Origin of the sequence: Curtobacterium sp. MCPF17_050 (assembly GCF_003224435.2) — a bacterium.
GTDB lineage: Bacteria > Actinomycetota > Actinomycetes > Actinomycetales > Microbacteriaceae > Curtobacterium.
Genome location: NZ_CP126250.1, coordinates 1,269,111 through 1,289,176, shown reverse-complemented (window position 1 = coordinate 1,289,176; position 20,066 = coordinate 1,269,111). Strand labels below are relative to the sequence as shown.

The window sequence follows — 20,066 nt, the reverse complement described above, 5'->3', positions numbered from 1 at the left end:
GCTGGACGACGGCGGCGATGCGTGTACGGTGTCGTCCGAGACACGGGGTGCCGCATCCGAGCGGCTGAGATCACACCCGTCGAACCTGCTCGAGCTCGTACTCGCGAAGGGATCGTCCATGGAGAACGCTGCGCCCGCCCACTGGGCCGAACGCACCGCCGACCTGCTGGAGGCCGTCCGGACCCGGGCGCCCCTGGTGCAGTGCATCACGAACACGGTGGTGCAGAACGTCACCGCCAACGTGCTGCTCGCGCTGGGGGCGTCGGCCGCGATGGTCGACGTGCCGACCGAGGCGGGGCCGTTCGCCGGCGTCGCGGACGGGTTGCTCGTCAACACCGGCACCCCGCACGCTGAGCCGTCGACCGCGTCCCGCGAGGCCGCGGCCGCAGCGGCGGAAGCCGGGACACCGTGGGTGCTCGACCCGGTCGCGGTCGGGTCGCTGCCGGTCCGGACGGCCCTGGCGCGGGACCTGCTCGCGATGCGGCCGACGGTGCTGCGCGGGAACGCGTCCGAGGTGCTCGCGGTCCTCGGCGCCTCGGCCGGCGGTCGGGGTGTGGACAGCACGGTCGGGACGGAGGACGCCCGCGACGCCGCGGTCGCCGCCGCGGACGCCGGGACCGCGCAGGCGGTGGCGGTCTCGGGTGCGGTGGACCTGCTCGTGGCGCCCGAGGGGCTGGTCCGCGTCGCGAACGGGACCGAGCTGCTCACCCGGATCACGGGTGGCGGCTGTGCCCTCGGGGCCGTCGTCGCCGCCTTCGCGGCCGTGGCGCCGGGGCGTGCGCTCGACGCGGCCGTCGCCGCGACCGCGGTCCACACCATCGCGGCGGAGCTCGCCGCACGGGACGCCGGCGGGCCCGGCACGTTCCAGCCGCTGTTCCTCGACCGGCTCGCGTCGCTGACGCCGGAGGACGTGATCCGGGAGGCCCGGATCACCGCCGACGGTCCGGGTGCCCGGGCCGCCTCGACGACGATCGGAGCGGGATCGTGACCACGGACGGCGCTGCCGCTGCAGTCACCGGGACCGCCGGACGCGTACCGGGAGCGCAGGAGCTCGGCGTCTACCTCGTCACCGACACCGCCCTGGCCGCTCGGCACGGGCACGGGGTCCTCGGCGTCGTCCGGGCGGCGGTGAGCGCCGGGGTCCGCATCGTGCAGGTCCGGGACAAGACGGCGTCCGCCCGGGACCTGGTCGCGTTGACGGTCGCGGTCGCGGACGCGGTCGGCGACCGGGCACTCGTCGTCGTGGACGACCGGCTCGACGTGGCGCTGGCCGCACGGCACGAGGGGCACGCGGTGGCGGGCGTGCACCTCGGACAGTCGGACGTCCCGGCGAGCGCCGCGCGTGCACTGCTCGGCCCGGACGCCCACGTCGGACTGACCGCGAACACGACGCGGCACCTGGTCGAGGTCGCCGCGATGCCGCACGGCACGGTCGACCTGCTCGGCGTCGGCGTCGTGCACCCGACGAGCACGAAGCCCGACCACCCGCCGGCGCTCGGCGTCGCGGGGTTCGCCCGGATCGCGGCGACGACCACCGTGCCGTGCGTGGGCATCGGCGGCGTCGGACTGGCGGACGTCGGGCCGCTGCGGGCTGCCGGGGCGGCGGGGGTCGCCGTGGTGTCGGGCATCTGCGCGGCCCCCGACCCGGGTGCCGCGGCCGCCGCGTTCGTCGCGGCGTGGAACGGGGCGGGCCGGTGACCGCGACGACGGGGCCGGCTGCGAGCGGCCGGGTGCCCAGGGTGCTCAGCATCGCGGGGACCGACCCGACCGGGGGTGCGGGGATCCAGGCCGACCTGAAGTCGATCGCCGCCCAGGACGGGTACGGCATGGCGGTGGTCACGGCCCTGGTCGCGCAGAACACCCGGGGCGTGCGCTCGGTGCACGTGCCCGACACGGACTTCCTCCGCGAGCAGCTCGACGCGGTCTGGGACGACGTCACGGTGGACGCGGTGAAGACCGGCATGCTCGGCACCGCCGAGGTCGTCCGGGTCGTCGTGGAGTCGTTGCGGGCACACCGGCCGCGGTGGCTGGTCGTCGACCCCGTGATGGTCGCCACGAGCGGTGACCGACTGCTCGACGCCGATGCTGAGGCGGCGATGACCGACCTGTTCGCCCTCGCCGACCTCGTCACCCCGAACCGCGACGAACTGCGGGTGCTCGCCGACCTCGCCGGCTCCGACGCGACGGACCCCCTCGACGCGGCCCTGGCGGTGGCACGACGCTTCGACGTCCGCGTGCTCGCGAAGGGCGGACACGACGGCGGCCCCACCTCGGACGACGCCCTCGTGACGCCGGACGGCTCGGTGCGGGTGTTCCCCGGCCCGCGGGTCGCGACGACGAACACGCACGGGACGGGCTGTTCGCTCTCGAGCGCGATCGCCACGCTCGTGGCCCGACACGGCGACTGGGAGCTCGCCGTCGGTGCCGCGAAGGCGTGGCTCTCCGCGGCCCTCCGCGGTGCCGACGCCCTCCAGGTCGGGCACGGACACGGCCCGGTCGACCACAACGCCGCCGTGCGGGCCGCCCTGCCGGTCCCCCGCCTGACCGACCTCTGGTGGACGGACGCGGCCGCGGTGCTCGACGAGACCCTCGCGTGCGCGTTCCTGCAGGGCCTCGCCGACGGCACGCTCGACGCGGAGGTCTTCGCCGGGTACCTCGCGCAGGACGTGCACTACCTCCGCGCGTACGAGCAGCACCTCCGGGCGACCGCGGCCGGCTCGACCGGCGACGCCGCGGCGTTCTGGACGACCGCGAGCGAGGGCTGCGCCGCCGAGGCCCGCGACCTGCACCACCGTAGACTCGCCGGGTCGCACGCCGACGACCCCGTGCACCCGGTCTGCGCCGGCTACCTCGCGCACCTGGCCGCGGCGGCCGACGATGCCGCCGCCACCGGGGACGTCTCGGTGCTCGCCGCCGCCGTCCTGCCCTGCTTCCGGGTGTACGCCTGGGTCGGGGAGCGGCTCGGCACGGCGCCGGTCGGGCACCCGTTCGCGGACTGGATCGCGGCGTACGGGGACCCGGGCTTCGCGGCGTCGAGCGCGCGGGCGACCGACCTCGTCGAGGAGCTCGCCGTGCGCGCCGACCCGGAGCTGCGGGGCCGGATGACCCGCGCGTTCCGGGAGTCGGTCGCGCAGGAGCTCGCGTTCTTCCGGATGCCGGAGCAGTTGCCCGGTCCCCGGCGGGGCGGAGCCGCAGCGGGCCTCCCGGCCGGTGGGCCCGACTCGGGCCCGACCGCGGGTGCGGAGTCAGGCCGGGTGTGAGGGCGCGGTGCGGACCCCGTCCGCACCGGGGGCGCGCCGCACCAGGGTGACCTGCAGGTCGGCGCCGTCGACCGTGCAGCGCATCCACGTGTGGTCCGGCTGCCGACGACGGTCCGTCGGTGAACCGGGGTTGAGCAGGCGCATGCCGTTCGGCGCCAGCGAGTCCCACGGGATGTGCGAGTGCCCGAACACGAGCACGTCGACGTCCGGGTGGTCGGCGACGGCCCGACGCTCCCGCCCGGTCGCCGCGCCGGTCTCGTGCACGACCGCGAACCGCAGTCCCTCGACGCGGCGTGAGGCGACGAGCGGCAACCGGTCCTCGAACCCCGGGTCGTTGTTCCCGCGCACGGCGAGGAGGTCGCGGGACCGGGCCTCCAGCAGGTCCACGGTCGCCAGGTCCACCCAGTCGCCCGCGTGCACGACGAGGTCGGCCGTGTCGATGTCCGCCCACAGCTCCGGCGGCAGGTCCTTCGCCCGTTTCGGCAGGTGCGTGTCCGACAGCAGGACGAGCGAGGTGGTCACGGCTCGGTCGTCCTGCTCGGCATCGGCAGCTCGGCCTCGTCCGCGGCTCCGAGCCGTTCGAGCAGCCCGGCGAGCAGCGCGACGTCGTCGTCGGACCAGTCGGCCAGCCGCTCGACCAGGGCATCGCGGTGCAGCTGCACCGAGCGATCGAGGGCACGCCGGCCGGCCTCGGTCGCCTCGAGCGGTTTCGCGTTGCCGGTGCCGCCGTCGACCGTCCGGACGAGTCCCGCGGCGAGGAGTCCGGACAGCTGCCGCGAGATGGTCGACCGGTTCAGCCGGAGGTACCGGGCGATGTCGATCGCCATGCACCCCGGGTGCTGCACGACGAAGTCGACCAGGGACTGGTCGACGACGCTCAACACGTCGGCGGTCCCCCGCGCCCGGACGCTCGCGCGGCGGGTGATGCGGGAGAGCTCGGTGTACGCCCGTCCGATGTCCGCTTCGCGGATCCCGGGGCCCCTCGGGTCGGCCATGCTGTTCCAGTCTGTCGTCCGGCGTGGCGCCGGTGGTCGGTCGCCCCTGGTCGGGACGTCGGTTCCGGCGGCCGCCCACGTCCGTGGTCCCCTGCGCCGCTCGGTGTGGCCCCACGATAACCGCGGGTCCCCCGGAACGGGGACCGGCGGTCCCCGGGGTCGGGACCGGTGCGACCGTCCGGCGACGTGGCCGGACGTGCCCGGTGTCGGTGATCAGTCGGAGGCCGCCGCGCGGAGGGCCCCGATGTCGAGCTTGACCATGTCCCGCATCGCCCGGAACACCCGCGCGCCCGCTGCCGGGTCACCACCGGCGGCCATGAGCTCGCCCATCATCGACGGGGTCACCTGCCACGACAGACCCCAGCGGTCGACGAGCCACCCGCACGCCACCGGGTGGCCGCCGTCGGCGAGGAGCCCGTCCCAGATCCGGTCGAGCTCCTCCTGCGTGTCGACGTCCACCTGCAGCGAGACGGCGTCGGTGAAGGGATGACCGGGACCGCCGTTCATGGCACGGTACGGCTGGCCCATCAGGGTGAACTCGACCACGAGCACGGACCCGTCCGGGGCACGGCCGACCCCGTCGACACGTGCGTCCGGGAAGAGCCCGACGTAGTGCTCAGCCGCGGACTGGGCCTGGTCGTCGAACCAGAGGAAGGGGACGATGCGGGGCACGGTGGCGCCTCTCGGTGGTGCTCAGTCCGCGACGCCGCGGCTGAGCAGGTCTGCCTTGTCGGGGTGTTCGTCGAACCACTGGCTGACGAACCAGCACATCGGGACGATGCGCTTCGTCGACGTCGTCTCGACGTCGGCCACGGCGTGCTCCACGAGTTCCCCGGCGTACCCGTGCCCGCGGTGCGCCGGGACCGTGTACGTGTGCGGGAAGGCGATCGCGTCACCGTTGACGCGGTAGTCGAGCACGCTCACGAGGGCTCCGTCGACGTACATGGCGTAGCGGTCGCGGTCGGCCTCGTTGCGGAACTCGTGTGTCATGGCGCCATCCTGCACCGCGCAGCGGACGACGGTCACCCGTCCTCCGGCGAACGCGTGGACCCGCCCCCGACGGGCGGTCTGTCCGTCCCGGTCGTCAGGCCGGAATGACCACCGGCCACGGTTGTTGCACCCCACATGACGACCATCGGGATCATCGGAGCAGGCAACATCGGATCACAGCTCGCACGCCTCGCGGTGCAGCACGGCCACCAGGTCGTGATCGCGAACTCGCGCGGGCCGGAGACGTTGACGGACCTCGTCGCGGAGCTCGGCGAACACGCCACCGCCGGTACACGCGAGGACGCGGCCACCCGGGGCGACATCGTCGTCGTGACCGTGCCGCTCGGCGCCGTCGAGACGATCCCCGTCGAGCCGCTCGTCGGCAAGGTCGTCATCGACACGGACAACTACTACCCGGAGCGCGACGGGCACATCGCGGCCCTCGACGACGAGACGACCACCACGGCCGAGATGCTGCAGGACCACCTGGTCGGCGCGCACGTGGTCAAGGCCTTCAACCACATCGGCGCCGCGGACCTGACCGGACACGCCACCCCCAGCGGCACCGAGGGACGCCGCGCCCTGGTCGTCGCGGGCGACGACGAGACGGCGAAGCGCACCGTCGCCGACCTCATCGACGAGTTCGGCTTCGACGTCGTCGACGCCGGACCGCTCGCCGAGGGATGGCGCATCCAGCGCGACACCCCGGGCTACGGCCCGCGCATGACCGCGGACGAACTGCGCGACGCCCTCGCCGCCGCGAAGCGGTACCGCGACATGTGACGGTCCTGCACCGACCGTTCCACCCCCTCTGACTGGGGCGTTCGGCCGCTGTTCCCGCCCGGTAGAACGGACTCTGGATCAATCCAGGGAGAGGAACAGCGGCCGTGGCGTCTCATCGCATGCCCGAGTCCGAGCGACCCCGTCGGGCGGTGCCCGCATGGGTGACCGCGCCTCCGGAGGACGCCGGTTCCCCTGCCCCCAGCCGCGTCGTCCCCGCGGGCGCCGTCGCTGACCGCGCCCGACCCGGCATCGACGCCGTGCCCGGCCTGGAGGCCCACCCCACCCCCGCCCCGCCGGTGCTCGACCCGAACGCCGTCGTCCCCGACTTCCCGCCGACCCCCGAGCTGCTGCCGCCGGCTCCGACGTCGCCGAACGTCGACACGGTTCCCTTCTCGGCCGTCGCGGAGGCGCGTGCGACCGTCGCCGGGCTCGGACCGGCCGAGGCGACCGCCACACCGGCAGGCACCCCGGACCCTGCTGCGGACGGCACCGCCGCCGGCGGTCCCCGCGCCACAGCACGACACGGTGCAGCGCGTCGGAGCGCGACGGATGGCCAGGCCTCCGCCGGGGCGATGGCGATGCCCGCGGCTCCCGTGGTCGGCGCGGCGCACGCGTCCGCAGCGCCCGTCGGACCGCTCGCGGACACCGGCGACACCCGGTCCGCGGCGCCCGTGCCCGCCCCGGCAGGACCGGTCGCCTCGCAGTCCTGGTCCGCGACCCCCGATGCCGGGGTCCCGACCGCTCCGACGGCCGGGCCAGCAGCGCGCTCCGCCGGACGTGGCGCGACCGTCGCGACCCCGGCCGCCCCGCCGGCGCCCGCGTTCCCCGTCGTACCGGCAGCAGGACAGCCGCGGTTCTCGGTGCCCGGGCTCGAACACGTCGTCGTCGAGGGCGGCGAGCCCGAGGCCGTCGGACCCATCGGGTACCGCACGCCCGCCCGCTTCGCCCGGCAGCAGGCGCGCGTGATCCCGCCGGCGGTCACCGCTCCGCCGACGTTCGAGGCCGTGCTCGCCACCCCGGCGCCCACCACCGCCGCACCCTTCCCCGGTCCGGCGTCCGAGCCGCACGCCGTGGCGCCGGTCGTCCCCGCGGTCACGCGGGCCCTGCCGTCCGTTGCGCCGGCCGCAGCGGAACCGGCGGAGGCTGCCGCGTCCGACGGCGAGGCGACCCACGCCCCGACCCCTGCCCGGGAGCACCGGAACGCCGACCGCAGCCGCGGCACGAACACCCGTCGGGGCTTCCTGCCGAAGCGTCGTCCGGCCCAGCCGACGAAGGCGCGGTCCACCGCGGTCCCCGTCGCCGCCGGGACGACTGCGCAGCCGCAAGCCGCTCCGCCGGTGACGCCGGTGACGGGAGCCGACACGGGCCTCCAAGCCGAAATCGGTGCGTCCGCCACGCGCGCTCGACGTCCGATCGGCGCGACGCCGGGCGCCGTGCTCGGTGCCCTGGCCGGTCTCGCCACGCTCGGTCTCGCCGCCTGGTGGTTCACGGCCCCGGCGACCGTGCACGCCGTCGGCGTCCTGCTCGGTGTGCTCGCGGTCGTGGTGTCCGTGGTGACGATGCGGAACCCCGCGTCCACCTGGCAGCGGCCGGTCGCCCTGCTCGGCACCGTGCTCGGCGCGGTCGGGACCCTCGTGTTGCTCTGGGCCGTCGCGTCCGCACTCGGTGCGCCGCTGCCGGACCTGACGGGCACGGGGGCCACGCCGACGATCACGCCCTGACCCTCCCGCTGACGGCGGGGACGACCCCCGTCACACCGCGCGGACGACGCCCCGGGAGAGGATCGCGTTCGTCAGCGCCTCGATCGGCTCGCGTTGCACGGTCGGGTTCGCGATGAGGACGTAGTCGACCGCGGGCAGGTCCGGCAGCGACAGTCGCTGCGACACCTTCACCAGGTCGGCCGGGATGAGCGAGTGTGGGAACACCGCGACGCCGATCCCCGCCCGCACCGCGGCGAGCACGCCGTTCACGTCACGGGTGTTGCAGGTGATCCGCCACGTGCGCCCGGCGGCCTCGAGCGCGTCGATCGCCATCTGCCGGCTGATGCTCGGCGCCTGGTACGCGATCAGCGGCACCGGGTCGTCGGATTCGAGGGCGATGCCGTCCTGCGCCATCCACACCATCTGGTCCGAGGCGACCCGGGTGCCCTCTGCGGACTCCCCCGCCGTCCGCTTGATGAACACGAGGTCGAGCTGACCCGCGTGCACCCGTCGGAGGAGCGGCGCGGACTGGTTCACCGTCAGCTCGAGGTCGACCTGCGGGTGCAGCTTCCGGAAGTCACGGAGGATGCGCGGCAGCTGCGTGATCGCGAGGTCGTCGGCCGCGCCGAACCGGAGGCGACCACGAGCCGCCACCCCGGAGAAGTACGCGTCCGCGGTCGCGTGCGCCGCCAGGATCGTCCGGGCGAACCCCGCCATCGCGTCGCCGTTGTCGGTGAGCCGGACCCCGCGGGTGTCCCGTGCGACGAGGGTCCGGGCGACCGCTGACTCGAGCCGGCGCACGTGTTGCGAGACGGTCGGTTGGCTGATGCCGAGACGGACGCCGGCCTGCGTGAAGCTGCTCGTCTCGGCGACGGCGAGGAAGGTCCGGAGCAGGACGGGATCGAGCACGGCGGGCCCTTCATTCGACATCGCAATGGAGTGATGCCGATCATAGGAGGATCGAATGGACCGGGAGCGGATAGTTTCGACCGGGTACCGTTCCCGCCCTCGACAGCCGGAGTCCCCCACACCGTGCGTCCGTCCCCGACGACCGTCCACCCGCCCACCGAGCCGCTCCCGATCAGCACGACACCGCCCCCGTGGCGGCGGTCCTTCAGCGCGCTGTCGGTGCCGAACTTCCGGCTCTTCACCGCCACCAACCTGGTGGCGATGACGGCAGGGTGGATGCAGCGCATCGCGCAGGACTGGCTCGTGCTGCAGCTCACCGGCTCGGTCGCGCAGGTCGGCATCACGGTCGCCTGTCAGTTCGCCCCGATGCTGCTGTTCGGGCTGCTCGGCGGGGTCTTCGTCGACCGGTACTCGAAGCGCGCGCTGATGATGATCACGCAGGGCGCCTTCGCGGTGCTGTCCCTGCTGCTCGCCCTCCTCACCCTGGCCGGGGTGGTGGAGGCGTGGCACATCTGGGTGATCGCGTTCCTGGTCGGCATGGTCACCGTGATCGACAACCCGGCCCGGCAGGTGTTCGTCACCGAGATCGTCGGTCACCAGCACCTCCGCAACGCGATCAGCGTCAACTCGTCGGTGTTCCAGCTCGGCGGCATGATCGGTCCGGCGCTGTCCGGCATCCTGCTCGTCGCCGTCGGGGCGGGGTGGTCCTTCGGCATCAACGCCGCCGCCTGTGTCGCGGTGGTCGTGACGCTCGGGTTCCTCCGCGTCTCCGAACTCCACCGCACACCGCCGGCCGCACGGGCGAAGGGGCAGCTCGTCGAGGGGCTGCGGTACGCCGCCGCGAAGCCGACGATCATCGTGCCCGTCGTCCTGCTCGCGTTCTTCTCCGTCTTCGCGCTGACGATGCCCGTGCTGTTGTCCGCCTTCGCGTCCGACGTGTACGGCGTCGGCGCCGGCGGCTACGGCCTGTTCAACTCCGCCGTCGCGGTGGGAGCGTTGACCGGCGCGGTCCTCTCCACACGACGGGCGGTGGTCCGGCTCCGCACCATCGTCGGCGGGGTGTTCTGGACCGGGCTGTTGCTCGTGGTGGCCGGATCGGCGCCGACGATCGCGCCGTTCACCGTCCTGCTCGTCGTGGTCGGCCTGTCGCAGCTGCTCTTCATGACCGCGTCGAACTCGCTCGTCCAGCTGTCCTCGAACGTCGCGATCCGTGGGCGGGTGATGTCGCTGTACGTGCTCGTGCTGCTCGGCGGTCAGGCGATCGGCGGCCCGGTCATGGGGCAGGTCGTCGACCACTTCGGCGCGCACGTCGGGATGATGGTCGCGGGCGGCGTGCCCGCGGCGGCGGCCACGGTGATCGCGTTCGTCCTCGCCCGACGCGGCGGCCTGCACCTGGAGATGCGGATGCGTCACCACCTGCCGCTGCCGACCATCGTCGGCAACCGCTGACACCACGGACGGTGTGCCCGCGCCGGCGGAACCGGACTGGCGCGCCAGCGGCCGGGGCGCCGTGACGCACGGGAGGCCCGTGACCAGCTGGTCACGGGCCTCCCGTCCGTCACGTGGTGACGCCAGCAGCTGCGCTCAGTAGGCGACGCCGAACCGCGCCTGGTGGTGCTTCGGCTCCTCGATCTCGTCGACGACCGCGATCGCGTAGTCAGCGCCCGAGATGTCCGAGTTGCCGTCGGCGCCGGTGAGGAGCACGTCGTCCGAGGTGCGGTACGTGCCGCGACGCTCCCCCGGGTTGTAGCTGCCGAAGGCGGCGGCGGGGCTGACGTAGAACCAGTCGACGTCGGTGCCACCGGCGCGGAGTGCCTCGAGGACCTGGCCGTGGCTCTTCGCCTCGCCCTTGAAGGTGTCGGGGAACTCGGCCGTGTCGTAGAGGGCCGGGCCGCCCTCGGCGACGAGCAGCGAGCCGGCGCCGCCGACGATGCCGAGGCGTGCACCGGCAGCGGCCGCGGCGTCGACGAAGTGCTGGAACCGGTCCTTCAGCTCGCTGCCGTCCGACTGGACCGCGTGCAGGGCGACGATGACGACGTCGGCTTCCTTCGTGACGTCGCTGACGAAGCCAGCGTCGAACGCGTCCCCCTGCGCGAGCGTGAGGTGCTCGGCGGCGTCGAGCTTCGTGGTGTCACGCGCGACGGCGACGACCTCGTGCCCGCGGGAGAGGGCTTCGCGGACGATGGCGGACCCGGCGTACCCGGTGCCTCCGAAGACGACGATGGTGGACATGCGAGCTCCTTCGTGGTGGTGGTGCCGACGCGGTGGCGCGCCGTGCCACTCACTGTACGGGTGTTACTCTCTCCGAGTAAGTAGGCACCTCGTGGTGCGTGACGGAGGTCGGGATGAGCGCGCTCGAGTACAGCCCCTACGCGGCGGACTGCCCGTCGCGGCAGCTCCTCGACCGGATCGGGGACCGCTGGAGCGTGCTGACGATCGGCGCCCTGGCGGACGGGCCTCGTCGGTACTCCGCCATCGCCACCCGGGTGCAGGGTGTGTCGCAGAAGATGCTCACGCAGACGCTCCGAGCCCTGGAACGTGACGGCTTCGTCACCCGGACGGTCTTCCCCGAGATCCCGCCGCACGTGGAGTACGAGCTCACCGACACCGGCCGGTCGCTCCGCGCCGTGCTCGTGCCGCTGGAACAGTGGGCGATCGACCACATGGACGGCGTCGCCGAAGCGCGCTCGGGGTACGACTCCCGCTCGTGACCACACCCGGTCTGGAATCGTCGCGGACCGCGGGTGGTTGCGTGGAGGCATGCGATCGATCGTCTACTCCCAGCCCGGAACGTCCGCCGTCCTCTCCCTCGCCGACCGTCCGGTCCCCGAGCCCGGTGCCGGTGAGGTCCGCGTCCGCGTCGTCGTCTCCGGGGTGAACCCCACCGACTGGAAGGCCCGACAGGGCGGCACGTACGGCGACGGCCTGCCGTTCCCGGAGATCACGCCGAACCAGGACGGTGCCGGCGTCGTCGACGCGGTCGGCGACGGCGTCGAGGGCCTGTCCGTCGGTGACCGCGTCTGGCTGTTCATGGCCGCGGCGTCCCGACCCACCGGCACCGCGCAGGAGTTCACCGTCGTGCCCGCCGCCCGCGTCGTCCCGCTCCCGGAGGGCGTCTCGTTCGACATCGGTGCCAGCCTCGGCGTGCCGGCGATGACCGCGCACCGTGCGCTCACCGTGCACGAGGACGGCCCGACCCGCCTCTCGCCCGGTGCCCTGTCCGGCAAGACCGTGCTCGTCGCCGGCGGCGCGGGGGCCGTGGGACACGCCGCGATCCAGCTCGCCAGCTGGGCCGGCGCCACCGTCGTCGCCACGGTCAGCTCGGAGGACAAGGCGGCCCTCGCCACGGCGGCCGGGGCCCACCACACGGTGAACTACCGCGAGGACGGCGCCGCCGACCGGATCCGCTCGATCGCCCCGGACGGCGTGGACATCGTCGTCGAGGTGTCGATCCCGGCGAACGCCGACCTCGACGCCGCGGTCCTGGCGAACCACGGCGTCGTCTCGATGTACGCGGACAACGGCGGAGACGCGGCATCGATCCCGGTGCGGCCGAACATGGGCATCAACGCGCGCTACCAGTTCCTGCTGCTGTACACGATCGGCGACGCCGCCCTCGCCGCCGCTGCCGAGGACATCACCGCCGCGCTGCGCGACGGTGTCCTGCCGGTCGGCGAGGAGGCCGGGCTCGCGCTGATCCGCTTCCCGCTCGAGGAGACCGCAGCAGCCCACGACGCGGTGCAGGGCGACACGGTCGGCAAGGTGCTCATCGACGTGCAGTCGGCGGAGTAGGTCGCGCTGCGCGGTGCTCTTCGGCGCCCCGCTCCGTGGTGCGCTTCGGCACCGCACAACAGGGACCGGCTCGAACCACCGGAATCGGCGGTTCGGGCCGGTTCTCGTTGTGCCGGTCCGAGCGGCGCCGGGAGGCGCGGGGCGGCGGCGATCCGCGCCTCCCGTCCGGCGCGGGGCCGGGAAGCGCGGGGCCGTCCGAGCAGCGCCAGGAGGCGCGGGGCCGGTCCGAGCGCCACCGGGAGGCGCGGGGCGGCGGCGATCCGAGCCTCCCGTCCGGCGCGTGGTCGGGTCCGGCAGGACCGACGCAGTACGCGTTCATCGGCGGGGTTGGTAAGCAGGAGGCATGACCGACGCCGCAGCGCCCCTCCCCACACCCACGCCCGGAACCAGAGCAGTCGTCCTCGGAGGTGGTGGCGTCGCCGGCATCGCCTGGGAGCTCGGCGTCCTGTCGGCCCTCGAGGACGCCGGGGTCGACCTCGGTGCGGCGGACCTCGTGGTCGGCACGAGCGCCGGCAGCGTCGTCGGCACCTTCCTCCGCAGCGGCGGCGTGCGCGGTGCCTACGAGCAGCAGCTGAGCCCGCTCCCGACCACGTACGAAGAGCCGGCGCGCGTCGATGCCGCCGAGTTCGAGCAGCGCTTCGCGGCGGCACTGCAGGGAGCCACCTCGGAGCAGGACGCCCGTGCGCGTCTCGGAGCCGCCGCGCAGCAGATCACCTCCGGACAGAGCGACGACGAACGCGTTGCGACCTTCCGCGACACGCTGCCCACGACCGCGTGGCCGGACCGGCCCTACGCGGTGACCGCGGTGGACGCCGTCGACGGGACCTTCCGGGTGCTCCGCGCCGAGGACGGCGTGCCGCTCGAACGTGCCGTCGCCGCGAGCTGCTCCGTCCCGCTGGTCTGGTCTCCGGTGCGGATCGACGAGCATCCGTACATCGACGGCGGCATGCGCTCGTCGACCAACGCGGACGTCGCGGCCGGGTACGAGCGGGTGCTCGTGATCGCCTGCAGCCCCGAGGGGCCGTCACCGCTCGGGCCGTGGCTCGACCGTGCGGTCACCTCGTTGCGGGACGCCGGTTCGCGGGTCGAGGTCCTCGTCGCGGACGAGGCGTCGCAGCGGGCCTTCGGAACGAACTCACTGGCGCTGTCGACGCAGCGGCCGTCGGCGGAGGCCGGACGCGCGCAGGCCGAGCCGGTGGCGGAGCGCATCGGCGCGTTCTGGGCCTGAGCTGACGACCGGGCGACGAGCGACCGACGCCGGGCCGACGACCGGGCGGCGGCGGTCCTCCGCTGCCGCCCGGACCCGCCGGTCAGACGAATGCGGCCTGTCCGGTGACGGCGCGGCCGACGATGAGCGTGTTGACCTCGCGGGTGCCCTCGTACGAGTAGATGGCCTCGGCGTCGGCGAAGAACCGGGCGACGCCCTTGTCGAGGACGATGCCGTTGCCGCCCTGGACCTCGCGGCACCAGCCGACGGTCTCGCGCATCTTCGCCGTGGCGAACGCCTTCGCCATCGCCGAGTGCTCGTCGCCGCCGAGGCCCTGGTCCTGCAGCGCGGACGCCTGGGTGCACAGGGCGATCGACGCGGTGATGTTCATGAGGGACTTCACGAGCAGGTCCTGGATGAGCTGGTGCGACGCGATCGGCTTGCCGAACTGCTCGCGCTCCCGGGCGTAGCGCAGGGCGGCCTCGTAGGCGCCGACCGAGATGCCGACGGCCTGCCAGGCGACCTCGGTGCGGGTCAGGCGGAGCACCGCAGCGGTGGACCGGAACGAGTCGGCGCGCTGCAGGCGACGGGCCTCCGGGACGCGGACGTCCTCGAGGGTGATGTCGGCGTTCTGCACCGACCGGAGTGCGATCTTGTCCTCGATCTTCGTCGCGGTGAACCCCGGGGTGTCGGAGGTGACCAGGAAGCCCTTGACCTGGTTGTCCGCCTCGTCCTTCGCCCAGATGACGACGACGTCCGCGAAGGTGGCGTTGCCGATCCAGCGCTTCGAGCCGTTGAGCACCCAGGTGTCCCCCTCGCGCCGGGCGGTGGTGCGGAGGCCGCGGGCGGAGTCGCTGCCGGAGAGCGGTTCGGTCAGTCCGAACGCCCCGACGACCTCCCCGGAGGCCATGCGCGGCAACCACTCACGCTGCTGCTCGTCGCTGCCCGCGACCGCGATCGAGTTCATCGCGAGACCGGACTGCACGCCGATGAAGGTCGCGACGCCGGCGTCGACCCGACCGAGTTCGAGGGCCGCCCAGCCGCGGTACACCGCGGAGTTCTCGAACTGCCGGACGAGCGGCACGCCGGGGCCGTACATGCCGAGCTCGGCGAGCGGCGCGATGACCTGCGTCGGGAACTCGGCGCGGGCCCAGTACTCGTCCGCGATCGGCGCGACGTCGCGCTCGAGGTACTCGCGGAGCTCGCCGAGGGAGGCGCGTTCCTGGTCGGTCAGCTGCTCCTGGAACCGGTAGAAGTCGGATTCCAGCAGGGGCGTTCCCGCGACCGTCGTTGACATGGACCCAACGATGCATCATTCTCGGAAACGTTGCAAGACGACGTCGACGACTTCGGGGGGAACCGTGAGCAAGCAGCCACTCGGCGCCCTCGGGTCGGCGCTCGTCCCGAGCGCGCTCGCCACGCGCCTGGAGGCCCACCCCGACGCCCAGCGCGCGTTCCGTTCCGCACGTCATGCCTTCATCGACGGGGCACGCGTCGACATGCAGGCCCTCGCGTCCTCGCTCGGCGTCGACCGGACCTCGCTGTTCCGCTGGGTCGGCAACCGCGACCAGCTGCTGTCCGAGATCCTCTGGTCGCTCGCCGTCCCGACGCTCGACGCCGCGGGCCGTGCGGCGGCACCGTCGGGGGCGGCACGCATCGTCGACGTCCTCGACCACTTCACCGCGGACCTGATCCGTGCGCCGTACTTCCGCGCGTTCCTGACCCGCGAGCCGGCCCGGGCACTGCGACTCCTGACGACGACCGACAGCGACGTGCAGCGGCGCTTCGTCGCCGTGGTCTCGACCCTGGTCGCCGCCGAGCAGGAGTCGGGGGCCTTCGACCCGGTGCCGCTCTCCCCCGAGGAACTCGGTCGACTGCTCGTCCGCGTGTCGGAGTCGTTCACCTACGCGGACCTGATCTCCGGCGAGACCCCGGACCCCGAGCGGGCACGCACGACGTTCGAGTACATCCTGCGCCCTGTGCGGTGACCGCCGCGGGTGGTCAGCTGCGGACGGCCGCCAGTTCCAGGTTGATGTCGTCCGGGTCCTGCACGGACAGGATCACCATGCCGGCGTCACCGAGGTCGGTCACCTCGCCGTGCTCGACACCGGCGGCGTCGAGCCGCGCGGCCGCCTCGTGCAGCTCGTCGACCGATCCGACCATGAAGCTCACGTGGTCGAGACCGACCGTGTCCGGGTCGAACCGCTGGCCGCTCGGAGCGACGGGGCGGAGGCCGAAGAGCTGGTCCCCGACGGGGAAGATGCAGCCGCCGTAGAGCCGCTCACGGTCCTCGGTGATCCCGGGCTCACCGGCGTGCTCGCTGAAGTCCATCGCGGGCTCGACGCCGAACAGCTGCTGGTAGAACGCCTTGCTGCGGGCGATGTCGGTCACGGTCACGCGGACGTGCGCCAGTGCGATGGGTCGAGCGATCGGGTCGGTCATGTGGGGCTCCTCGGGTGTCACCGGCAGGGTGGCCGGGTCGTCGTCGCTGTACGACATGGATCCGAGGCAACGCCGGACACCTGACCGCGAGCACCGACCATGCGGCGAGCGGACAGGTCGGGCCGACGGGCCGGTACAGCAGCGGGTCAGCGGCTCAGCGGAACCCGTCGTCGTCGGGGAAGGAGCGCGGCACACCGTGGCCCGCGCACCGGTCACGACGACGGACGCCGCGGAAGACCTCACGGACGTGCTCACCGCACCCGGTCCATGTCGCCTTCCCACACACCAGGCACTGCACCGATTCACACATGAACCTGTTGTACCGAGGGGCCGCCGAAGGCCGATCCGGACAGCGCTCACCGGCTGGCCGGGCATCATCCCACACTGCAGGACGGACACGGCACCGCGTGGAAGCGAGGGGCCGTGTCCGTCCGGAGGGGTCGTACTGGCGAGCAGCCGTCAGATGAGGTCGTCCGACAGGTGGTTCGGCGTCCCGAAGCGGTGCGCCGTGATGGACACCGCCTGCTCCCGGAGGAACGGCAGCATCTCGATGCGCCCGGCCTCGGTCACGGGCTCCGCGTAGACGGCGACGTCCGGCCGCCCGTCCGTCCCGACGGCGAGCGCGGCAGCGTCCCCGGCGATGAGTCGGACGCGCGTGGACGGGCCGGCAGCGATCCGGGCGGCGAACGTCTCGTCCGACTCGGTCTGCCGCACGGACTCGACGAGCGAGAGGCCTCGGAGCGCGGTGGCCACCGCTTCCGGGAGCGCGACGGCCGTGGAGACCTGGACGGCGGTACCCGCACGGAGCGCCGCGGCGACGACCCGCACGAGGTCCTCGGTCGTGCCCTCGGCAGCCAAGCGGACGTGTACCCCCGGGAACGGCAGGTAGCGGAAGACGTTGCGCTCGGCGGAGAGTGCGGACACGTCGGCCGCGGTCCCGAACTCCGCAGTCCACGCGAGCTCGTCGGACGCGATCGCACGGTCGACCGACTCGGACGCCACACCGGTCGCCCGGACGAAGGCCGACACGTCCGACGACGGCGTCGAGCCAGCGCGGGCGACGGCGGGCTCCCAGGAGCCGAGACCGACCAGGTAGTTCACGCCGCCGGCCTTGGTGCCCGCGCCGACTGCGGACTTCTTCCACCCGCCGAACGGCTGGCGGCGGACGATCGCGCCCGTGATGCTGCGGTTCACGTAGAGGTTGCCCGCCTGGATGCGACGGAGCCACGTCCCGATCTCGCCCGGGTCGAGCGAGTGCAGGCCGGAGGTCAGGCCGTAGTCGACCTCGTTGACGATGTCGATCGCCTCGTCCAGGGTCTCCGCCACCATCACGCCGAGGATCGGGCCGAAGTACTCCGTGCGGTGGTACTCCGAGCCGCGCCGGACGCCCTGCCGGACACCGGGGCTCCAGAGCTTGCCGGTCTCGTCGAGCTGCTTCGGTGCGATCGCCCAGGACTCCCCCGCGCCGAGCGTCGTCAGGCCGTCGAGCAGCTTGCCCGATGCCGGTTCGATGATCGGTCCCATCTGGGTCGTCGGGTCGGTCGGGTAGCCGACGGTCAGCGAGGACACCGCGTCGAGGAGCTGGTTGCGGAAGCGCTTGGACTTCGCGACCGAGCCGACCATGACGACCAGCGACGCGGCCGAGCACTTCTGCCCCGCGTGGCCGAAGGCCGAGGCGACGACGTCCTTCACCGCCAGGTCGAGGTCCGCCGACGGGGTCACGATGACCGCGTTCTTGCCGGAGGTCTCGGCGAGCAGCGGCAGATCCGGGCGGAAGGACCGGAACAGCTCGGCGGTCTCGTACGCGCCGGTCAGGATCACGCGGTCGACGAGCGGCGACGCGATGAGGTCCTTCCCGAGCTCGGACTCCTCGACGTCGAGGAACGCCAGGACGTCGGCCGGTGCACCGTGCGCGTCGAGGGCGGTCTCGATGACCGACGCCAGGACGGCACCACTGCGGGCGGCCGGCGGCGCGGGCTTCAGCACGACGGCGGACCCGGCGGCGAGGGCGGCCAGGGTCGAGCCGGCGGGGATCGCCACGGGGAAGTTCCACGGCGGCGTGACGAGCGTCAGCGCAGCCGGGGTGAACGACGCACCGTCGACGGTGTCGAGCGATGCGGCCAGTTCGCCGTAGAAGTGCGCGAAGTCGATCGCCTCGGAGACCTCGGGGTCGGCCTGGTCGATCGTCTTGCCGGTCTCCGACGCCATGACCTCGATGAGGGCGGCGCGGTTCGCCTCGAGGGCGTCGCCGACGGCGTGCAGGACCGCGCCGCGGGCGGCACCCGACCACGAACCCCAGGTCGTGCCCGCGGCGCGGACGCGCTGCAGGGCGGACTCGAGGGTCGTGGCGGAGGTGATCCGGGCCTCCCGGACGGCGGAGACGCCGAGCGTCGAGGTGGCGATCCGCTCGGTGATGGCGGCACCCCACTCGCGGACGGCGCCGACGGACGGGTCGCTGTCCGGCGTGTTCTCGAAGTGGCCGGGGACGGGACGGTCGACGGCCGCGTACCGGTCGGCGACGCGGTGCGGCGCCGGGGCATCCAGTCCGCCGGGCAGCGCGAGCGGGGCGAGGGAGTCGCGGAAGCGGGCTTCCTCGCGGGCGAAGAGCGTCGGGGACGAGGCGAGGGAGAACACCGCGGACATGAAGTTGTCCTGCGACGCGCCCTCCTCGAGACGACGGATGAGGTAGGCGATGGCGACGTCGAACTCACCCGGGTGCACGACCGGCGTGTAGAGGAGCAGCGAGCCGACGGTCTTCTTCACCGCGGCGGCCTGGCCCTGCGCCATGCCGAGGAGCATCTCGAACTCGATGCCGTTCCGTACACCGCGCTCCCCGGCGAGGAGCCAGGCGTGTGCCACGTCGAACAGGTTGTGCCCCGCGACACCGACCCGCACGTTGGCGATGCGCTCGGGCGTGAGCGCCCAGTCGAGCACGCGCTTGTAGTTGGTGTCTGAGTCCTGCTTGGTGTGCCAGGTCGCGAGCGGCCAGCCGTGCACCGAGGCCTCGACCTGCTCCATCGGCAGGTTCGCGCCCTTGACCAGGCGCACCTTGATGTCGGCGCCTCCACGGGCACGGCGGGCGGCGGACCACTCCTGCAGGTGCTCCATCGCGGCGAGTGCGTCGGGCAGGTACGCCTGCAGCACGATCCCCGCCTCGAGGTCGGTGAACTGCGGCTCGTCGAGGAGCTTCGTGAAGACCGCGATCGTCAGGTCGAGGTCCTTGTACTCCTCCATGTCGAGGTTGATGAACTTCTTCGGCGTCGACGCCGCCGCACGCTCGAACAGCGGCCGGAGCTGCCCGACGATGTCCTCGACGGCGTGGTCGAACGCCCACGGCGAGTGCGGGTGCACGGTCGAGGAGACCTTGATCGACACGTAGTCGACGTCACCACGGCTCAGCAGCGCGTGCGTACCGGCGAGGCGGCGCGCTGCCTCGCGCTCCCCGAGCACGGCTTCGCCGAGCAGGTTCACGTTGAGGCGGATGCCGTCCTGCTTGATCTTCGCGATCGCCGGACCGAGCTTCGCGTCGGTGGCGTCGACGATGAGGTGCCCGACCATGTTCCGGAGGACCCGTCGGGCGACGGGGACGACGACGCCCGGGAGGCCCGGTGCCATCCCGCCACCGAGGCGCACCAGGCCGCGGAGCGCGGCCGGCAGGAACCCGGGTGCGTCCGGCGCGATCGCGCGGAGCTTGCGCGCGGCGACACCGAGGTCCTCGGGGCGGACGACGCCGTCGACGAACCCGACGGCGAAGGCCAGGCCCTTGGGGTCGGCGAGGACGCCGGCGAGCTGCTTCGCGGACCCGTCGACCGGGTACGTCTCGGCCTCGGCGAGCCACTGTCGGACGAGCGCGACGGACTCGTCGGCGAGTCCGGCGGAGTCGGTGGTGGTCACATCGTCGGTCGTGGTCGCTGCGTCGTCGCGCGGCTGGACGTCGGTCATGGGTTCAGTGTGGGGCTCGTGCTTCCGGTAGCGGAAGCAACTCTTC

20 protein-coding genes and 1 riboswitch are annotated in these 20,066 nt (G+C 73.3%); of the genes, 10 read left to right on the top strand and 10 right to left on the bottom strand.

What is annotated here, in order from left to right; genetic code table 11:
- Nucleotides 1–33 precede the first annotated feature (33 nt).
- Nucleotides 34–130, top strand: a riboswitch (TPP riboswitch).
- From thiM to thiD, 3 genes are all read left to right on the top strand, one after another.
- Nucleotides 119–988: a hydroxyethylthiazole kinase gene (gene thiM, locus DEJ34_RS06180; protein WP_110899930.1), complete on the top strand. Its 870-nt coding sequence runs from the start codon at nucleotides 119–121 to the stop codon at nucleotides 986–988. (Overlaps the previous riboswitch by 12 nt.)
- Nucleotides 985–1,698: a thiamine phosphate synthase gene (gene thiE, locus DEJ34_RS06175; protein ID WP_110910945.1), complete on the top strand. Its 714-nt coding sequence runs from the start codon at nucleotides 985–987 to the stop codon at nucleotides 1,696–1,698. Before thiM ends, thiE begins: the two co-directional genes overlap by 4 nt.
- Nucleotides 1,695–3,260: a bifunctional hydroxymethylpyrimidine kinase/phosphomethylpyrimidine kinase gene (thiD, locus tag DEJ34_RS06170; RefSeq protein WP_110910952.1), complete on the top strand. Its 1,566-nt coding sequence runs from the start codon at nucleotides 1,695–1,697 to the stop codon at nucleotides 3,258–3,260. The genes thiE and thiD overlap by 4 nt, the downstream gene beginning before the upstream one ends.
- Here thiD and DEJ34_RS06165 read toward each other — a convergent pair.
- From DEJ34_RS06165 to DEJ34_RS06150, 4 genes are all read right to left on the bottom strand, one after another.
- The gene (locus tag DEJ34_RS06165) at nucleotides 3,246–3,782 is read right to left on the bottom strand and encodes a metallophosphoesterase family protein (protein ID WP_110899928.1); all 537 of its coding nucleotides are present in this window, start codon (nucleotides 3,780–3,782) and stop codon (nucleotides 3,246–3,248) included. The genes thiD and DEJ34_RS06165 overlap by 15 nt on opposite strands.
- Entirely contained in the window at nucleotides 3,779–4,255 is a 477-nt protein-coding gene (locus DEJ34_RS06160) for a MarR family winged helix-turn-helix transcriptional regulator (protein ID WP_110825243.1), read from the bottom strand. The genes DEJ34_RS06165 and DEJ34_RS06160 overlap by 4 nt, the downstream gene beginning before the upstream one ends.
- Nucleotides 4,256–4,468: 213 nt before the next feature.
- On the bottom strand, nucleotides 4,469–4,927 hold the full coding sequence (locus DEJ34_RS06155) for a VOC family protein (RefSeq protein WP_110899927.1): 459 nt from the start codon (nucleotides 4,925–4,927) through the stop codon (nucleotides 4,469–4,471).
- Nucleotides 4,928–4,948: 21 nt separating this feature from the next.
- Complete coding sequence (locus DEJ34_RS06150) at nucleotides 4,949–5,245, bottom strand: GNAT family N-acetyltransferase (RefSeq protein WP_110825500.1); 297 nt, start codon at nucleotides 5,243–5,245, stop codon at nucleotides 4,949–4,951.
- 135 nt (nucleotides 5,246–5,380) lie between these two features.
- On the opposite strand from DEJ34_RS06150, the gene DEJ34_RS06145 reads away from it, so the two are divergent.
- Nucleotides 5,381–6,028 (top strand): NADPH-dependent F420 reductase, encoded by a 648-nt coding sequence (locus DEJ34_RS06145; RefSeq protein ID WP_110899926.1) that lies wholly within the window; start codon nucleotides 5,381–5,383, stop codon nucleotides 6,026–6,028.
- A 104-nt stretch (nucleotides 6,029–6,132) separates the two neighbouring features.
- On the top strand, nucleotides 6,133–7,749 hold the full coding sequence (locus tag DEJ34_RS06140) for a hypothetical protein (RefSeq protein ID WP_284180714.1): 1,617 nt from the start codon (nucleotides 6,133–6,135) through the stop codon (nucleotides 7,747–7,749).
- A 30-nt stretch (nucleotides 7,750–7,779) separates the two neighbouring features.
- On the opposite strand, the gene DEJ34_RS06135 is transcribed toward DEJ34_RS06140, so the two are convergent.
- A complete protein-coding gene (locus tag DEJ34_RS06135) occupies nucleotides 7,780–8,637 on the bottom strand; it encodes a LysR substrate-binding domain-containing protein (protein WP_110826066.1) in 858 nt (285 codons plus the stop codon).
- Between the two features lie 123 nt (nucleotides 8,638–8,760).
- Here DEJ34_RS06135 and DEJ34_RS06130 point away from each other — a divergent pair, with 123 nt between their 5' ends.
- Complete coding sequence (locus DEJ34_RS06130) at nucleotides 8,761–10,086, top strand: MFS transporter (protein ID WP_258368380.1); 1,326 nt, start codon at nucleotides 8,761–8,763, stop codon at nucleotides 10,084–10,086.
- 135 nt (nucleotides 10,087–10,221) lie between these two features.
- Here the strand turns inward: DEJ34_RS06130 and DEJ34_RS06125 are convergent, their stop codons facing one another.
- Nucleotides 10,222–10,869, bottom strand: coding sequence for an NAD(P)-dependent oxidoreductase (locus DEJ34_RS06125; protein ID WP_110911810.1), 648 nt, complete (start codon nucleotides 10,867–10,869; stop codon nucleotides 10,222–10,224).
- Nucleotides 10,870–10,982: 113 nt separating this feature from the next.
- Here DEJ34_RS06125 and DEJ34_RS06120 point away from each other — a divergent pair, with 113 nt between their 5' ends.
- From DEJ34_RS06120 to DEJ34_RS06110, 3 genes are all read left to right on the top strand, one after another.
- Nucleotides 10,983–11,348, top strand: a complete 366-nt coding sequence (locus DEJ34_RS06120) for a winged helix-turn-helix transcriptional regulator (protein ID WP_110901732.1) — start codon at nucleotides 10,983–10,985, stop codon at nucleotides 11,346–11,348.
- 49 nt (nucleotides 11,349–11,397) lie between these two features.
- On the top strand, nucleotides 11,398–12,429 hold the full coding sequence (locus DEJ34_RS06115; protein ID WP_110911809.1) for an NADPH:quinone reductase: 1,032 nt from the start codon (nucleotides 11,398–11,400) through the stop codon (nucleotides 12,427–12,429).
- 343 nt (nucleotides 12,430–12,772) lie between these two features.
- The gene (locus DEJ34_RS06110) at nucleotides 12,773–13,657 is read left to right on the top strand and encodes a patatin-like phospholipase family protein (protein WP_110901734.1); all 885 of its coding nucleotides are present in this window, start codon (nucleotides 12,773–12,775) and stop codon (nucleotides 13,655–13,657) included.
- 82 nt (nucleotides 13,658–13,739) lie between these two features.
- Here the strand turns inward: DEJ34_RS06110 and DEJ34_RS06105 are convergent, their stop codons facing one another.
- Nucleotides 13,740–14,933, bottom strand: coding sequence for an acyl-CoA dehydrogenase family protein (locus DEJ34_RS06105; protein ID WP_110911808.1), 1,194 nt, complete (start codon nucleotides 14,931–14,933; stop codon nucleotides 13,740–13,742).
- Between the two features lie 64 nt (nucleotides 14,934–14,997).
- Here DEJ34_RS06105 and DEJ34_RS06100 point away from each other — a divergent pair, with 64 nt between their 5' ends.
- Nucleotides 14,998–15,624 carry a QsdR family transcriptional regulator gene (locus DEJ34_RS06100; protein WP_258368379.1) on the top strand — a complete coding sequence of 209 codons (627 nt, stop codon included), beginning with the start codon at nucleotides 14,998–15,000 and terminating at the stop codon, nucleotides 15,622–15,624.
- Between the two features lie 13 nt (nucleotides 15,625–15,637).
- On the opposite strand, the gene DEJ34_RS06095 is transcribed toward DEJ34_RS06100, so the two are convergent.
- The 3 genes from DEJ34_RS06095 to DEJ34_RS06090 form a co-directional block, all read right to left on the bottom strand.
- Nucleotides 15,638–16,078, bottom strand: coding sequence for a VOC family protein (locus tag DEJ34_RS06095; protein ID WP_110901736.1), 441 nt, complete (start codon nucleotides 16,076–16,078; stop codon nucleotides 15,638–15,640).
- 154 nt (nucleotides 16,079–16,232) lie between these two features.
- A complete protein-coding gene (locus DEJ34_RS15740; RefSeq protein ID WP_502864357.1) occupies nucleotides 16,233–16,388 on the bottom strand; it encodes a DUF8730 family Cys-rich protein in 156 nt (51 codons plus the stop codon).
- Nucleotides 16,389–16,537: 149 nt separating this feature from the next.
- Complete coding sequence (locus DEJ34_RS06090) at nucleotides 16,538–20,020, bottom strand: proline dehydrogenase family protein (RefSeq protein WP_110911807.1); 3,483 nt, start codon at nucleotides 20,018–20,020, stop codon at nucleotides 16,538–16,540.
- Nucleotides 20,021–20,066: the final 46 nt, after the last annotated feature.

What these genes read in the sequence shown, in the direction of transcription:
- thiM (WP_110899930.1), top strand. Translation starts at nt 119, where the DNA reads ATGGAGAACGCTGCGCCCGCCCACTGGGCCGAACGCACCGCCGACCTG.
- DEJ34_RS06160 (WP_110825243.1), bottom strand. Translation starts at nt 4,255, where the DNA reads ATGGCCGACCCGAGGGGCCCCGGGATCCGCGAAGCGGACATCGGACGG.
- DEJ34_RS06150 (WP_110825500.1), bottom strand. Translation starts at nt 5,245, where the DNA reads ATGACACACGAGTTCCGCAACGAGGCCGACCGCGACCGCTACGCCATG.
- DEJ34_RS06145 (WP_110899926.1), top strand. Translation starts at nt 5,381, where the DNA reads ATGACGACCATCGGGATCATCGGAGCAGGCAACATCGGATCACAGCTC.
- DEJ34_RS06125 (WP_110911810.1), bottom strand. Translation starts at nt 10,869, where the DNA reads ATGTCCACCATCGTCGTCTTCGGAGGCACCGGGTACGCCGGGTCCGCC.
- DEJ34_RS06120 (WP_110901732.1), top strand. Translation starts at nt 10,983, where the DNA reads ATGAGCGCGCTCGAGTACAGCCCCTACGCGGCGGACTGCCCGTCGCGG.
- DEJ34_RS06115 (WP_110911809.1), top strand. Translation starts at nt 11,398, where the DNA reads ATGCGATCGATCGTCTACTCCCAGCCCGGAACGTCCGCCGTCCTCTCC.
- DEJ34_RS06110 (WP_110901734.1), top strand. Translation starts at nt 12,773, where the DNA reads ATGACCGACGCCGCAGCGCCCCTCCCCACACCCACGCCCGGAACCAGA.
- DEJ34_RS06105 (WP_110911808.1), bottom strand. Translation starts at nt 14,933, where the DNA reads ATGTCAACGACGGTCGCGGGAACGCCCCTGCTGGAATCCGACTTCTAC.
- DEJ34_RS06095 (WP_110901736.1), bottom strand. Translation starts at nt 16,078, where the DNA reads ATGACCGACCCGATCGCTCGACCCATCGCACTGGCGCACGTCCGCGTG.
- DEJ34_RS15740 (WP_502864357.1), bottom strand. Translation starts at nt 16,388, where the DNA reads ATGTGTGAATCGGTGCAGTGCCTGGTGTGTGGGAAGGCGACATGGACC.
- DEJ34_RS06090 (WP_110911807.1), bottom strand. Translation starts at nt 20,020, where the DNA reads ATGACCGACGTCCAGCCGCGCGACGACGCAGCGACCACGACCGACGAT.